This window comes from Rhizobium sp. NZLR11 (assembly GCF_019685115.1).
Lineage (GTDB): Bacteria > Pseudomonadota > Alphaproteobacteria > Rhizobiales > Rhizobiaceae > Rhizobium.
Map to the genome: position 1 here is coordinate 25,434 of NZ_JABDWD010000032.1, position 14,781 is coordinate 40,214.

Annotated in this window: 10 protein-coding genes; 5 read left to right on the top strand and 5 right to left on the bottom strand. The window is 63.7% G+C overall.

The features are described from left to right. Positions 1-285 precede the first annotated feature (285 nt). On the bottom strand, positions 286-7,170 hold the full coding sequence (locus tag HJB83_RS31720; protein ID WP_221133174.1) for a hypothetical protein: 6,885 nt from the start codon (positions 7,168-7,170) through the stop codon (positions 286-288). Between the two features lie 465 nt (positions 7,171-7,635). Between HJB83_RS31720 and HJB83_RS31725 the strand changes: the two genes are divergently transcribed. Together HJB83_RS31725 and HJB83_RS31730 are read left to right on the top strand one after the other, a co-directional pair. Continuing rightward, on the top strand, positions 7,636-8,019 hold the full coding sequence (locus HJB83_RS31725; protein ID WP_007629359.1) for an Hpt domain-containing protein: 384 nt from the start codon (positions 7,636-7,638) through the stop codon (positions 8,017-8,019). Between the two features lie 202 nt (positions 8,020-8,221). Further along, positions 8,222-8,542 (top strand): 2Fe-2S iron-sulfur cluster-binding protein, encoded by a 321-nt coding sequence (locus tag HJB83_RS31730; RefSeq protein ID WP_207580664.1) that lies wholly within the window; start codon positions 8,222-8,224, stop codon positions 8,540-8,542. 314 nt (positions 8,543-8,856) lie between these two features. Here HJB83_RS31730 and HJB83_RS31735 read toward each other — a convergent pair whose 3' ends face one another. Further along, positions 8,857-9,483 (bottom strand): DUF922 domain-containing Zn-dependent protease, encoded by a 627-nt coding sequence (locus HJB83_RS31735; protein WP_207580663.1) that lies wholly within the window; start codon positions 9,481-9,483, stop codon positions 8,857-8,859. Positions 9,484-9,584: 101 nt separating this feature from the next. Between HJB83_RS31735 and folP the strand changes: the two genes are divergently transcribed. The 3 genes from folP to folK are packed head-to-tail and all read left to right on the top strand — an operon-like array spanning position 9,585 to position 11,327. After that, positions 9,585-10,454: a dihydropteroate synthase gene (gene folP, locus HJB83_RS31740; RefSeq protein WP_207580662.1), complete on the top strand. Its 870-nt coding sequence runs from the start codon at positions 9,585-9,587 to the stop codon at positions 10,452-10,454. Continuing rightward, positions 10,451-10,816 (top strand): dihydroneopterin aldolase, encoded by a 366-nt coding sequence (gene folB, locus HJB83_RS31745; RefSeq protein ID WP_003579602.1) that lies wholly within the window; start codon positions 10,451-10,453, stop codon positions 10,814-10,816. Before folP ends, folB begins: the two co-directional genes overlap by 4 nt. Then, positions 10,809-11,327: a 2-amino-4-hydroxy-6-hydroxymethyldihydropteridine diphosphokinase gene (gene folK, locus HJB83_RS31750; RefSeq protein WP_207584317.1), complete on the top strand. Its 519-nt coding sequence runs from the start codon at positions 10,809-10,811 to the stop codon at positions 11,325-11,327. Before folB ends, folK begins: the two co-directional genes overlap by 8 nt. A 68-nt stretch (positions 11,328-11,395) precedes the next feature. On the opposite strand, the gene HJB83_RS31755 is transcribed toward folK, so the two are convergent. From HJB83_RS31755 to HJB83_RS31765, 3 genes are all read right to left on the bottom strand, one after another. Then, the gene (locus HJB83_RS31755; protein ID WP_207580661.1) at positions 11,396-11,947 is read right to left on the bottom strand and encodes a hypothetical protein; all 552 of its coding nucleotides are present in this window, start codon (positions 11,945-11,947) and stop codon (positions 11,396-11,398) included. 210 nt (positions 11,948-12,157) lie between these two features. Beyond that, positions 12,158-13,237 carry a YcjF family protein gene (locus HJB83_RS31760; protein WP_221117079.1) on the bottom strand — a complete coding sequence of 360 codons (1,080 nt, stop codon included), beginning with the start codon at positions 13,235-13,237 and terminating at the stop codon, positions 12,158-12,160. After that, positions 13,234-14,709 carry a YcjX family protein gene (locus HJB83_RS31765; RefSeq protein ID WP_221117080.1) on the bottom strand — a complete coding sequence of 492 codons (1,476 nt, stop codon included), beginning with the start codon at positions 14,707-14,709 and terminating at the stop codon, positions 13,234-13,236. Before HJB83_RS31765 ends, HJB83_RS31760 begins: the two co-directional genes overlap by 4 nt. Between the last annotated feature and the right edge of the window lie 72 nt (positions 14,710-14,781).

A 14,781-nucleotide genomic window follows, 5' to 3' on the forward strand; every position in this document is an offset into this window, starting at 1 on the left:
ACTGGATGGCAAAGTCGGGTCTGGGTGGCGGTATTGCTTACGAATGGCTGCTGGAGATCTTATCTGGACAGTGAAGCCGGAGAGATCTTAGTCGCACTCTTAAAGCGCGTCGCATCAAACTTGATTCATGCGACGCGCTTTAGTCCTTTGTTTTTATGCATGTCGTTATCCCGGAACCGCTGCACACTTCCGGGCGACATGCATTAGTTCCACTGGCATCGCAAAAGAAAAGCCGCCTGACATATGTTCAAGCGGCTTTCCCAATTCCAGTTCAGATCAGCGAACTTAGCTGAGCCTGCCTGCGGCGTGGGCGAGCATGGTGTAAACCTTGCCGGTATCCGAGGTGAGGTAGGACTGCGTCACCGTCCGGTTCGGGTCGGTGCGGGCAACATCGGCAAGCAGCTTTTCGAAGTCACCGATGTAGCGATCGACGGCGGTGCGGAATTCCGGTTCGCGGTCATATTTGCGCTTGATCTCGTCGAAGGTCTGCTGGCCCTTCAGCGTGTAGAGGCGACGGGTGAAGACGTCGCGCTCGCCGCGCTGGTAACGGCGCCAGAGATCGACCGAGGCGTCGTGGTCGATGGCCCGGGCAATGTCGACCGAGAGCGAGTTCAGCGATTCGACGACGTGGCGCGGATTGCGGCTGTCATTGCTGCGCGCGGCCGGTGCGGCGGTTTCCGCCGGCCGGGCCGGAGCGCGGGCAGACGCCTCGTCGGCGGCCTCCTCACGCGACGCGCCGCGCAGGAGATCGCTGATCCAGCCGCCGCTTTCCGGAGGAGCCGGCTCCTGGCGCCCTGTGTCCTGGCGAAGAGGCTGCGGGGCGGCGCGCTGCGGGGCGGCAGCGGGTGCTGTCGGCGCGATCGTTCCGCGCAGACCCGTCGCTTCGATCGGCGGGGGCGCTGCCGGCTGCGGCGCCTGGGCTGCGACCGGCTGACTTACGACCGGCTGACTTGCAACCGGCCGGGTTGCGACCGGCTGGGCGGCACGCGAGGCCGGCTGCGCCTGGGCGAGCGTGCGGGCGACGGGCTCGGAAATCTCAAGCTGCTGGCTCGAGCGGCCGACAAGCTGGGAGATATCCTGCAGCGCCTTGATCTGCTCGGCGACGGCCCGGCGCATGGCCGAGGCGCTTTCCTTGGCTTCCTCGGGAAGATCGAAGGCGCCGCGCTTCAGTTCGGCGCGTGTGGCGTCGAGCTCGTTGCGGATGTCGGCGGCGGAGCGGCGGATATCATCCGTGGCGCCGGAGAAGCGGCCGACGGCATCATCGATCGCCTCGCGCAACGCCTCCCGCATGTTCTGGGCGGCGCCGTCGGAGGCGCGGCCGGCTTCGCCGAGCATGCGCTCGACTTCCGACAGCGAGGCCGTCAGACCGCCGCGAATACGGTTGGAGAGATCGCCGGAGCGGCGCTCGACATTGGCGAAGGTGCCGTCGATCGTCGTATTGGCTTCGTCGCCGGCGCGGGTGATTGCCTCGCGCATCGTCTCGGCCGCTTCCTGGGCGCGCTTCTCGGTTTCGGTGAGAATGCGGCCGATATCGGCGAAGGAGGATTGCACGCCCTGGCGCAGATTGCCGGTCACCTGGCTTGAGCGTTGCTCTGCCCGCTCGAACACAGTCTCGATCATGCCGCCGAGGCCGAGCATGGTCTTTTCGATCTCGGCGGAGCGTTGGACGAGGCCGACGGAGAGCGTCTGCAGGGCGCTTTCGCGCTCCTCGAGCGTCGAGGCGAGATTGGACTGGGCGGCGCCGAGGAGCTGCGAGGCCTGAGTGAGGACCTTGGAGTGTTCGTCGAAGCGGCCGATGATGCCGCCGACCTGCGACAGCGTCTGGCCCGAGATGTCGGAGAGGCGGTCGACCTTGCCTTCGAGCAGCCTGGTCGAGGCCGAGACCATTTCGGCGGCCCTGTTGGCGGACTCGGCAAAACGCGTGGTGGTGTCGCCGAGACGGCCGTCGACGGTGGTCAGCTGCTCGGCGGCGCGGTTCATCATCATCGCCATCGCCGCGCTGCTTTCCGCCATGCGCTCGACAAGGCCATTGACGTTGCCGACCAGGCTGTTTTCGATGGCGCTGACGGCATTGGCGACATTTTCGGTACGGGCGGCAACGGCGCTGGCGAGCGCTTCGTTTTCGGCGCGCAGACGGTCGGCGCTGAGGTTGGCTGCGGCGGTGATGCGGGCGGCGGCCTGCTCGCCGGCGTCGGTATACCGGTCGATGATCGGACGGGCGGTTTCGTCGAGGATGCGCGTCAATTCGACCGAACGGCCCGACAGCATCGAGTTGAGGTCGCGGGTGCGTTCGTCGAGCGTCGAGCGGATCGAATTGCCGCGCGCTTCGAGCGCCCGGTCGATCTCGGAGAAGGTCGTATCGATCTCGCGAGCACGCTCCTCGAGATTGGAGCGGATAGCGCTGCTGCGGGCTTCAAGCGCCCGGTCGACATCCGCCATGGTGGCGGAAATCTCGCTTCCGGCCCCCGACAGCGTCAAGCGGATGGCGTCGCCGCGCGTTTCCAGAGACTGGCCGGCATCCGACAGCGCCTTGGAGATGGCATTGACCTGCGTGCCGACGATGGTTTCGGCCTCGGCGACCTTGTTGACGATTGCGTTGCCGGCTTCCGAGAAGGTCTGGGCGACGGCAGCGGCCTGGCTTGCCAGCCGGCTCTGGGCTTCAGCGACGCGAGTGACGATCTGCGACGAGCGTTCATCCATGGTGCGGGTGAATTCGTCGCTTTTCGCATTGAGATCCACAGCGAATTGCTGGCCGGTCTTGCCGAGCAGTTCGGTGGTCCTCGTTGCTTCGCCTTCCATTCCCTGGGCGGCTTCGGCAACCGCGCTGCGTAGCGTCGAGGCGAGGCCGACGGCCTTGCCTTCGATGGTGCGGTTGACGGCCTCGAGGCCGACGGTCAACGCGCGATCCATGGTGGAGAGGCGTTCCTCGATGCGTTCATTGCCGCGGTCAAGGGTTTCGCCAAGGCTCGCGGTGCGGCCGTCGATGGCGCCCGTCAGGGTCGTGGCGCGGCTGTCGAGCGTCTCGGCCAGGTTGGCGGTGCGGCTGTCGATCGCCTGGGTGAGGTTTGCGGCGCTGCCTTGGAGCGTTGCCGAGATGCGCTGAGTGGCGTCGTCGCTGAGCGTGCCGATACGGGATATGCCGTCGGCCAGCACGCCGGACAGGTGGCCGCTGGCGGCTTCAACCTTTTCGGCAACGCCGCCGACACCGTCACGGATGCGGGTCTCGATGGCCGCAAGACCGGCTTCCACACGCGATCCGGTTTCTTCGACCCGGCCAGTCAGGCTTTCGACCGATTGGTCGAGATGAGCGGAGAAGTTCTGGGTTGAGCTGGAAATCGCATTCGCCGCCTCCTGGAAGCGGCTGGCGATCTGGCCGGCGCCGGCATGCATGCGATCTTCCAATGTCTGGGCGCTGGCATCGATGGCCTGACGGATCGAGGCTTCACGGTCCTCCAGCGACATTTCGAGCATGCTGACGCTCGTTGCCACCGAGGTGCCGATGCTGGTCGCATGTTCGGTCAGCGTATCGTTGATCAGCGCATGGGCTTGGTTCAGCGACAGGTCGATGGCGTTGGCGCGATCCTCAAGCGTCGTGCGGATGCGCTCATGGGCAGAGGTGAGTCCGCCTTCGATGCGTGCGGCGGCCTCGTCGGCGAGGCCTCCGAGCCGAACATGGGCGTCGGTCAGGCGACCTTCGATGCGGCCGGTCAAGCCGCCGACGAGATCCTCGAAGCGGGCGCCGCCGGAATCGAGAACGCCGGAAAGGGCGGCACTATGCTCGGAGAGCGCATTTTCGAGCCTCTGCTGATTGTCGGTGTAGGCGGCGCGGATGGCATCGGTCTTGTCGGTGAAGGCGCCGGCGACGCGTGACTCGGCGCCGGAGACGGCCTCCATGATGGCGTTGCTGCGCGCTTCGAGCACACTGTCGAAGCGGCTCTGGTTGTCGTCGAGCGAAATGGCGAGCGCCATGGTCTTTTCGTCGAGCGTATCGGTGAGCCGGTCGTGAGTTGCCGTTACGGCACCGATGATTGCAGCGGTGCGGTGCCCCAAGGCTTCCTCGATGCGGGCCTGGCCCTCTTTCAGCGAGGTGGCAAGGGAGGCGGCCTTCTGGTCGAGCACACCGTTCAGGCCTTCATGCGTGCCGGAGACCGCATTGATAATTGCATCGGCGCCTGATGTCAGTGTCTCTTCGAGACGGCTCTGGCTCTCGTTCAGCGAAATGGCAAGCGCCATTGCCCGGTCGTCGAGTGTCTCGGACAGGCGGTCGTGGGTGGCGGAGACCGCAGTGAGGAAGGATTCCGAACGGCTCTCCAGCGTGTCCTGCAGGCGGTTCTGACCCTCGTTCAGGGAGGCGGCGAGCGCTGCCGACTTTTGGTCGAGGGTTTCGGAAAGACGGTCATGCGTGCCCGACACGGCCTTGAGGAAGGCTTCGGAGCGCGCTTCAAGCGTGTCTTCAATCCGCGACTGGCTCTCATTGAGCGAGATGGCGAGCGTCATCGCCTTCTCGTCCAGGGTTTCGGACAGACGATCATGCGTGCCGGAGACGGCGTTCAGCAGAGCTGCGGAGCGGGTTTCGAGCGTATCCGCAATACGGGTCTGGCCTTCGCTCAGCGCAGTGGCAAAAGCTGCCGCCTTGCCGTCCAGCGTTTCGGAGAGGCGCTCGTGAGTGCCGGAGACGGCGTTCAGCAGCGCCTCCGCACGCGTTCCAAGCGCACCCTCGATGCGGGCGCTGCGCTCGTCAAGCGAGGTTGTCAGGGCGGTTGCCTTGCTGTCCAGTGTTTCGGACAGGCGGTCATGTGTGCCGGAGACGGCGGTCAACAGGGCCGCGGAGCGGGTCTCGAGCGTATCCTCGATGCGGGCCTGGCTTTCGTTCAGGGAGATGGCGAGCGCCATGGCCTTTTCATCGAGCGTTTCGGAGAGGCGGTCATGCGTGCCGGATACGGCGCTCAGCAGCGTTTCGGAGCGGGTTTCGAGCGTATCCTCGATGCGGGCCTGGCTTTCGTTCAGAGAGATGGCGAGCGCCATCGCCTTTTCGTCGAGCGTCTCGGCAAGCCGGTCATGGGTGCTGGAGACGGCGTTGATGATGGCGTCGGAGCGGGTCGTCAGCGCTTCCTCGAAGCGGCCGTGATGTGTGGTGAGCGCCTCGACCAACGCGCCACCGCGTTCTGCCATGACACTGTCGATGCGGCCGTGGGCCGTGCCGAGCGCCTCACTGATTTCTGCCGCACGCGCCGCAAGCGCGCCGGTCAGTTCCTCGGCGCGGCCGCCGAAGGCAGCGGTCACCTGCTCGGTGCCGGCGGCAACGGCGGTCGTCAGATCGGTGGTGGTGGTGCGCAGCGTGTCGCGGAATTCGGCTGTCCGGGTCTGCAGATTGTTCTGCAGCTCGGAGGTGCCGGATGCAAGCGTCAGCGCGATTTCCGAGGTGGCGCTCTGCAGCGCCGAGGTCAGTTCGCCGGTCCGGCTGGTGAGTGCAGTGGTGATTTCATCCGCCCGGGTGCCGAGCGTGCTTTCCAGCACTTCGTGACTGGTGGCGAGTGTGGTGGCGAGCGCCAGCGACTGATCGGTCATCGACAAACCGAGCCGGTCGATGCCGGAACTCAGGATGCCGTCGATCGAATCCGAGCCGCCGGTCAGCGTCTCGTTGATGCGGGCGAGGCTCTCCATCAGCTTGGTGTCGAGCGAGCCGGTGCGTTTGTCGAAGGCGCTGGTGAATTCGGCGACTCGTTCGTCGAAGGCGGTCGACAGCTGGGCGACGGTCGTCTGCAGCCGTTCTTCGAAGAAGCCGGAGCGGACGTCGAGATCCATGACGGCATCGTCGGCGGTGGTCTGCAGGCTCTGGCGGAAGCTCGCGCCCTTTTCGTCGAGGGCGCTGTTCAGCTTCGACAGCACGTCGTCGAGCGTGCCGCCGATGGTGCGTTCGCCTGATTTCAGGCTCTCATTGATCTCGCGGGTGCGGGCGATCAGGATCTCGCTGAGCTGATGCGTGCGTTCGTTCAGCGCCGCATTCAGCTTCTCGGTGCTGCTGTCCATGGTCGAGGCGCGCGTCTCGAATTGGCTGAGCAACCTTTCGCCATGGTCGTTGAGATTGACGGAGAGCGCTTCGAGGCGGCTGTCGAATTCGGTGGCGAGCGCGAAACCCGATGCGTTCAGTGTCTGCAACAGGCTATCGGTCTTGGCGGCGAGCAGGCTGCCCATCGACTGCAGGGCGTTGTCCGATCGTTCCAAAATCGTCGCGGCGCGCGTGTCGATCAGCGAGGCGAAGGCTTCGCCCGATGTGGAGAGCCGCACCGCGATCTCTTCGGTCGCAAGCGACAGCTCTTCCTTCAACTGGTCGTGGACGCTGCCGATCGAGGTACGGATGCGGTCGGCGTGGTTGACGATTGCCTCGCGCTCGGAGCCGAGTTCGTGGACGAGACCACGGACGCGCAACTCATTGTCGGCATAGGAACGTTCAAGTGCATTGACTTCGGAATGGACGAGCGTTTCCAGCTCGGACGCACGCGCGATGGTGCGCTCGATGCCTTCATTCATCGCCGAGACCTCACGGCGGACGGCCTGGCCGACGGTCATGATGCGCTCGGAGGCGATGGTTTCGGGCTCCGCCAGGCGCAATGCCACCTCTGCCATGGAACGGGCGGCGTTGCGCATGTCCTGGGCGCGGGCGATCATGATGGCGAAAGCATAGAACATCATGACGGGAATGATGATGCCGACGAGGCCGGCGATGACGCCCGGCAGGGCGACGAGATCGGCGAGCGAACGGATCTGCCAGATCTGAGGCGCATAAAGCAGCGACATCAGGCCGAGCCCGCCCATGACCCAAAGCACCGAGAAGAGGGTGGCGGTGCGCACCGCTGAGCGGCTGGAGGCGCCGTCGAAGGATTTCAGTATCGAGGCGGGCGTATTGCGACTGGCATCGTTTGCGGGCGCGAAGGCCGGCCCCCGGGATGTCTGCTCGCCGGCGGCGGCGCGGCGGCTACGGCGCTGCGCTTCTTCCTGGGCCTGCTGGTTACGCGCGTTCACTGGATCAGACACATTAGCCTCCGGGGCTTCAGGCGCGTCGCCGCGGCGAGACGGCACGTTATCTTTGCCGAAGTCGATCTGGAGCGCCTCGTCCAATGCCTTGAACGCCTTGTCCTCAACCGACTCGTTATATTTGTTGTTCGCCATTGGTTACGCCTCGTTACTGTCGGCCGGTCTGGCAGCGCAATCCCGGGCTTCCGCCTCACCCGGGGAACAACTTTGCCGTTCCAGCCTTCCATCCCAACGACGGACGGATTAAGCATGTCATTTCAGAGTAGATAGCCGCTTTTTCAAACGGAAGGTATCAAAACACTACCATTATCCACTCACTCGGCAAAGGCGCGTACCATAAACCCGCTCCACCAGTATCGTAGTGACACATCTGGGCTCCTCACACAATTAATGAAGGCTTGAGATTTGAGGCTCGTTAACCCGTTGTTAACATCTTTAAATCCGTAGCACCGCTTAAAAACCAATAATTTAGCGATATTTAACGGACGTTAACCATGTGGCGAGATTTCCGCCCTGAATGTGCCGGAATTTAACGTGATGGCCACCCTCCTGACGCAGAACTGTTGGAACTGCGCACGACACGAGACGGGAGAATTGGCAATGGCAGCTCAGATGGCAGCATTGAACATCGTATTCGAGGCGCCGGATAATGCAAAGGGACCCTGTCCCTCGAAGGTCCGGCCAATCGATCTGGTTCATCTCGCCAAGCAGACGATGGGCGACAAGACGTTGGAAATCGAAGTCCTTCAGATGTTTGCGCGCCAGGCTCGTGCATGTCTGCAGGATATTGCGAGCGGCGAAACCATCCGCGTCGGCGCGGCCGCGCACCGCCTGAAGGGCGCGGCAAGTTCGGTCGGCGCGTTCCGCGTGTCGCAGACGGCTGAGGCCGTCGAGGAAAACGGCGGCGATGCCGGTGCGACGGCAGCGCTCGGTGCAGCCGTCATCGACGCCGAGAATTTCATTCTGAAGCTCTGCCGCGGCTGATTTCTTTCTCTAGACCGTTCAAACAAGGACCCGTTGTTCCATTGCGGAACCACGGGTCTTTTTGCGACCTGTGGCATGACGCTTTGGAGACGGCGGGTGAAACCTCAATCTGCGAGGCTATAGTGAATTTCCCGATGTTGACTGACGCGTCGAATTGTCGGAAGAAAATCCGCCCATCATTTGAAGACCGGAAATAGTCCTGATGCCCAAACTTACCATCGTCGCCTTCGACGGCACGCGCTTCGACCTCGACGTCGACCAAGGCTCCACCGTGATGGAGAATGCCGTGCGCAATTCGGTGCCCGGCATCGAGGCCGAGTGCGGCGGCGCCTGTGCCTGCGCGACCTGTCATGTCTATGTCGACGAGGCGTGGACCGAACAGGTCGGTCAGCCGGAAGCGATGGAAGAGGATATGCTCGACTTCGCCTTCGATGTGCGCCCGACCTCGCGGCTGTCCTGTCAGATCCGCATGAAGTCTGTCTATGACGGTCTCGTGGTGCACGTGCCGGAACGCCAGGCTTAAGCGCGCTGCGCTTCAAACTTCGCCAGAATTCGTCCAGAAAAAAAGACGCCTCGCGCGCTTGAGCGAGCGAGGCGAGGCGGGCGCATTACCTACGGATGAGGGAGGAACATCCGCGGCTTCGGAACGCGCCAGGAGAACCCAGCGATGAAAGTGCAGATGCCGTACCTGAACTTTCGAATGTGTTCATATTAACGCGTTCCGGTTGAGTCTGCCAGGATGAAAAATGACCATTAAATCACTGGGGAGGGTGCAAGTTTCGCACAAGTTTTGTTGTGCAGCTAAGGTTTTCCGCTCGCAACCAGACTAAAAAAGCCTTATTTTTCGCCGGCTCGGCCGTTGATTCGATTGTTCAGCAACCTCAGCATACGCTTCTGGAAATTGACCGCTTCGACCCGGTCGAATCGCGCCTGCTGCCGATCGTGCTCGTCTATACCGCGAGCTGATTCGCCAGTGACGAGTTCCTGCATAGCCTCGCAGCTGCGCTGCTGCGGCAGCGCGCGAATGGCGCGTTCCATGGCGCGGGCCTGATCGCGGGCGATTTCGGCATGGCGCTCCTCGTGGCGCTTGATATCGCTCGACAGGGCATCCCAGATCATCGACAGCTCCTTGCTGGCGCCCTTGCGGCTGCTCCAGCGCGGCAGGATGATCTGCGTGTGGACCGTGACCTTGACGCTGCCAACGCGGCAACGGCCGTTATCCTGGATATAGGTGGCTTCACCGCCAAAGCGGATCTTCGTTGCGCCGGGATGGCGCGCCGAGGAGCCGCTCGACGTCGGGCCGCGCCGGCTGAGTTCGCGGTCGAGCTCATCCGCGGTTTTGCCGCGGATGTCGAAATAGGAGTAGCTTTTCGATGCGATCACTTCTGCCGCCGCTGGGCTGCAGACGGAAAGAGCAATGGAAAAGGCGATAGGAAGGACCATATAACGCACTGCAAGCGGCATTCTGAACGCAACCCGTGTTGAAATCGACCGGAGCTTGGGGCATAGCCACCACAAGCGCAATATCGGATGGCGCTTTTTTCGTGATCAATGGGATAAGTCTGGTGACAGGGCTCGAAGGCAGTTTATGGCGTGTGGGCCATGGCCGGCAGATCGAACTCGGCCGTCGTTCTCTCATCATGGCGATCATCAACGTGACGCCGGACTCCTTTTCCGACGGCGGACGTTTTGAAACCGTCGAGGCGGCGGTCGAACACGCGCTGCGGGCAGTGAGCGAGGGGGCCGGGATTGTCGATATCGGCGGCGAATCGACCCGGCCGAACGCAGCATCCGTCAGCCCTTCCGAGGAGCAGGCGCGCGTGCTGCCCGTCATCGAGGCGCTACGCGGGCGCACTCAGGCGCTGATCTCGATCGATACCTATCGCGCCGAGACGGCGCGGCTGGCGGTCAGTGCCGGCGCCCATATCGTCAACGACGTCTTCGGGCTGCAGAAGGAGCCCGATATCGCCGACATCGCCGCGGCGACCGGGGCCGGGCTCTGCATCATGCATACCGGCCGCGACAGGGCGAAGCTTCCCGATGTGATCGCCGACCAGGTGCATTTTCTGAAACGGTCGCTTGCGATCGCCCAGGCCGCCGGCGTCAGCAGCGATCGCATCGTGCTCGATCCGGGCTTCGGCTTCGCCAAGGAGACGGCGGAGGAGAATCTCGAACTGATGGCGCGGTTTTCCGAACTTTCCCGCTTTGGCCTGCCGCTGCTCGCCGGCACGTCACGCAAGCGCTTCCTCGGCGCGGTGACGGGACGTGAGGCGCCGGACCGAGACGCGGCGACGGCTGTCACCAGCGCCCTGCTCAGACTTCAAGGCGCTGCGGTTTTTCGGGTGCACAATGTCGCAATCAACAGGGATGCGCTCGACATCGTCGATGCTATGCTGAATGCGCGCCAGGAATTCGAGAGGAAGCGGCCGACATGACCACCTACACGATCACGCTGCAGAACTGCGCCTTCTTTGCGCGCCACGGCGTGCATGACGAGGAGGAATTCCTCGGCCAGCGCTTCTTCGTCGATGCCGAGCTCGATGTCGTTGCCGGCGAGGCGCTGGAAAGCGATTCGATCAACGATACCGTCAATTACGGCATCGCCTTCACCGTGATCGAGCAGATCGTCACGGGCAAGCGGCGTTACCTGATCGAGGCCCTGGCGCTCGATATCGCCAAGGGGCTGTGCGAGACATTCCCGCAGGTCCGGCGGGCGAAGATCACGGTGCGCAAGCCGAACGCGCCGGTGCCCGGCGTGCTCGATTTCGTGCAGGTGAGCGTTGAGCACTTTGCCTGAGGCCGCATGGCAATCGGCCACACTCGGTCTCGGCGGCAATGTCGGCGATCCCGTCAAGGCGATGGCCGCCGCACTGCAGAGGCTGGACGAACGAGATGACTGCCGGGTGACGGCGGTCTCCCGGCTCTATCGCACGCCGCCCTGGGGCAAGACCGACCAATCCTTCTTCTTCAACGCCTGCGCCGCCGTCGAGACCCGATTGGAACCCGAGGCTTTGCTCGATGTCTGCCTGTCGATCGAACGGGAGATGAAACGCGAGCGCATCGAGCGCTGGGGTCCGCGCACGCTCGATATCGACGTGCTGACCTATGGCGACGTCATTCAGGAGGCGCCGCGGCTGGAACTGCCGCATCCGCGCATGACCGATCGCGGTTTCGTGCTGATGCCGCTCGCCGATATCGCGGCGGACATTTTCGTCAAGGGCAGGGCGATCAGCGATTGGCTGTCGGATGCTGATGTGGCGGGCATCGAAGTCGCCGATAACAGCCGCGACTGGTGGCTCAAAAGCTGAAGCGGAGATCCTGAAACGGAAAACGGCGGGAAACCCGCCGCTTCAGGAAAATCCACTATACGATTTATCTATTCGATAGAACCGACGGCCATCTCGTCGACCTGGCGGGTCAGTGTCAGACCGATGACCGGGATCATCTGGCTTTCGACCTTGACGGAAACGGTGACATTCATCGTCTTGTCGTCCCGCACCCGGGCGATCATCGCGCCGTTCAGCTTGGCGCGGTTGATGCCGACGACGACGGTATCCTCAGAAACGGCGCCGGAGACGACGTCAAGCCCCTTGCCGGCGGCGCCGTCGAGGAACTTGCCCTTGTAGGTCGAGCCCGACTGCGAGATGACGGCGGTCATCGGTTGCTTGAAGACGCCGACGCGGCAGGTGCCGTCGAGCTTGATGCCGGCGCCACTGTCGCCAGTCGGCTCACCGATCAGATTGCAGGTGAATTTGGTGCCCTTGTACTTGCCGGCAACGATTTCGCCCGGGCCCTTCCAGGAGCCGGTGACGGAATCGAAGAAGGCCTTGTCACGGGTTGCAGCGGTGGCTGCCGGAGCGACATCTGCGACGGGAGACAGTGCCGCGGCGGCCAGACCGCATATAATAAGAAGCTTGCGCGAATACATGGATTTTCCTTGGCAAACACCACTCACGAACTGGCTGCAAGTTTTGCCGAAGAATGGTTAATCCTTCCTTTCAATCATGTCGAAATGCGATGCGGCACAGGGCTTTCGCGCGGCTGTAATTTCAGCATACCGCCATTATCGCTTTGAATCCGCTGTAATTTCTTCCGCTTTACGCAAGGGGAGGAGAAAGCCGCGGAATCGCTGCTTCGTTCAAGGAGTGTTGCCGCGCGGCGACATGGAGGGGGCGAGATCGCCGATGAAATCACCGATTCCCGGTCGCTTCAGGGCGTGGAAGGCGAGCGGGCGGCAGAGATCCATCGCCGCGATTCCGATACGGGCGGTCATCAGGCCGTTGATGACGCCTTCGCCGAGTCTTGCCGAGAGCTTCGAGGCCAGCCCGTGGCCGAGCACCTGCTGGGCGAGGCTGTCGCCGACGGCGATCGAGCCGGTGACCGCCAGATGCGCCAACACGTCACGCAGCAGACGGAACATGCCGAGCGTGCCGGGGCGGCCGCCGTAGAGCTCGGCCATGGCGCGGATCAGCCGCACGGCCTCATAGAGCACATAGAGCAGATCGACCACGGCGCGCGGGCTGACGGCGGTGACGATCGAGACGCGCTTCGAGGCGTTGACGATCAAGGCGCGAGCCTTGCGGTCGAGCGGAGCGAGCAATTCCCGTTCGGCAAGCGCAATCAGGTGCGGGGGATCGATGACCTCGCCCTCGGTCGCCTTCAGCGTGGTGCGGCCGTTCGATGTTTCGGGATTGGCGGAAAGCAGCGTGATCAGGCGGGCGACGACGGCGCGCGCCTTTGCCGGCCGGGTTTCGACCATTGCGGCTTCCGCTTCGGCCTTGATCGCCTGGACAGCGGCAAGGCGCATCATGCCTAATGTCTCGCGGATGACGAGGGCAAACACGGCGAGAATGCCGACCGCGAGCACGGCAAGGGCTGCATAACCCAACCAGTCGGCGCGGGTGAAGAGATCGCGGATCAGGCTGTCGGTCCAGAGGCCGAGGCCTAGCGACAACAGGATGCCGAAGGCGCCGGCGGCGATCTTGCCGAAGGAGGTCCGACGTCTCAGCGGCGTTGCCACGGGCACTGCGCTCAGATCCTTGTCGGGATTGAGGAAGGGATCGTCTTCATCGGCCGTCACGACGACGTTTTCGGAGAAGCTTTCCGGCCTGCGCCGCTGCTCTCGTTGGCGGCCGTTATCATGACGCTCGGTGGCCTCGTCCTCGTAGGTGAAGACCGCCGGTGGGCGGCGTGGCGGCTCGGACGGAGGCTTGCTCATGCGAGACGGTCTCCGAACAGGAACTGCATGGCCCGGTCGAGGCGGATATGCGGTACCGACAGCTTGATGCCGCCGCCGGTTTCCTCAAGCTGCGGCGGGCGGAACCTGACGACGTTGACATCGGGCAGTTGCAGGCCGGTCTCGCCCGAGGCGATGCGGTCGAACAGGCTTTCCGGATCCTCCGGCAGGTCGCCGGGAAAGATTGCGGTCTTTCTCTGCCCGTCGAAGCGCTCGCCGGCAATGGTTTCCCCCTCCATCGGCGTGCCGACGATGACCGGCAGTTCATGACCCTCACGCTTGACCGAGGCTTCGCGGGTGGCGCGCACGGAGGCCAGCGCCATGACGTCGATGCCGGCACCGGCCATGCCGATGCGGTCGATGGCACGATCGACCAGGCGGCGGGTCAGGGCATCGAGCCGGTCGTGGCTTTCATGGTGGAGATGATCGGCCTTGGTGGCGGCAACCAGCACGCGGTCGATGCGGCGCCCGAGCAGCGAGGAGAGCAGCGAATTGGTGCCTGGGCGGAAACAGGCGAGCACATCGGTCAGGGCGCGTTCCAGATCCTGCACGGCTTCAGGGCCGCGGTTCATCGCCTGGAGTGCATCGACCAGCACGATCTGGCGGTCGAGCCGGGCGAAATGCTCCCGGAAGAAGGGTTTGACGACGACCGATTTATAAGCCTCGTAACGCCGTTCCATCATCGTCCAGAGCGAGCCGCGGCCGGGACGCCCGTCCGGCGGCAGAGCGAGCGGCGCGAAAGTCAGCGCAGGCGACCCGTCGAGATCGCCCGGCAGCAGCAGGCGGCCGGGCGGCAGGGTGGAGAGCGAGCGTTCGTCGGCCTTGCAGGCCTTGAGATAATCGGCAAAGGCGGTGGCGAGGTCGCGAGCGACCATTTCGTCGGCGCCGGCGTTGATATCGGCGGCATGCGTCAGCGCCAGCCATCCACGCGACAGTTCCGAGCGGACGCCGGTTTGCGCCAGCGCCAGCGTTTCCTCGCTGAAGGTGCGGTAATCCTTGCCGAGCAGCGGCAGGTCGAGCAGCCATTCGCCGGGATAATCGACGATGTCGATCGACAGGCGACCGGGCGAAAACAGCCGGTTCCATCCGCTGGCGCTCTGATAGTCCAGCGTGATGCGCAGTTCGGAAATGGCGCGGGTCGAATCCGGCCAGATACGGTCCTTCACCAGCGCGCGGATATGGTCCTCGTACTGGAAGCGCGGCACGGCATCGTCGGGCTGCGGCTCCAGCCGCACCGCCGAGACGCGGCCGGATTGCACCGGCTCGAACAGCGGCAGGCGGCCGCCATGCAGGAGATTGTGAACCAGCGAGGAAATGAAGACCGTCTTGCCGGAGCGGGAGAGGCCGGTGACGCCGAGCCGCACGGTCGGATTGACGAGGCCGCTCGCCCGATCGGCGAGATTGTCGAGGGCGATGCGGGCGTCATCGGCAAAGGATGTCAAGCGTGGCGGCAAGGCGCGATTCCGGTTGGTGACTGCCGGCAATATAGGAAGGGCACGCCGCCCGAAAAAGACGCGGCGCGAAAG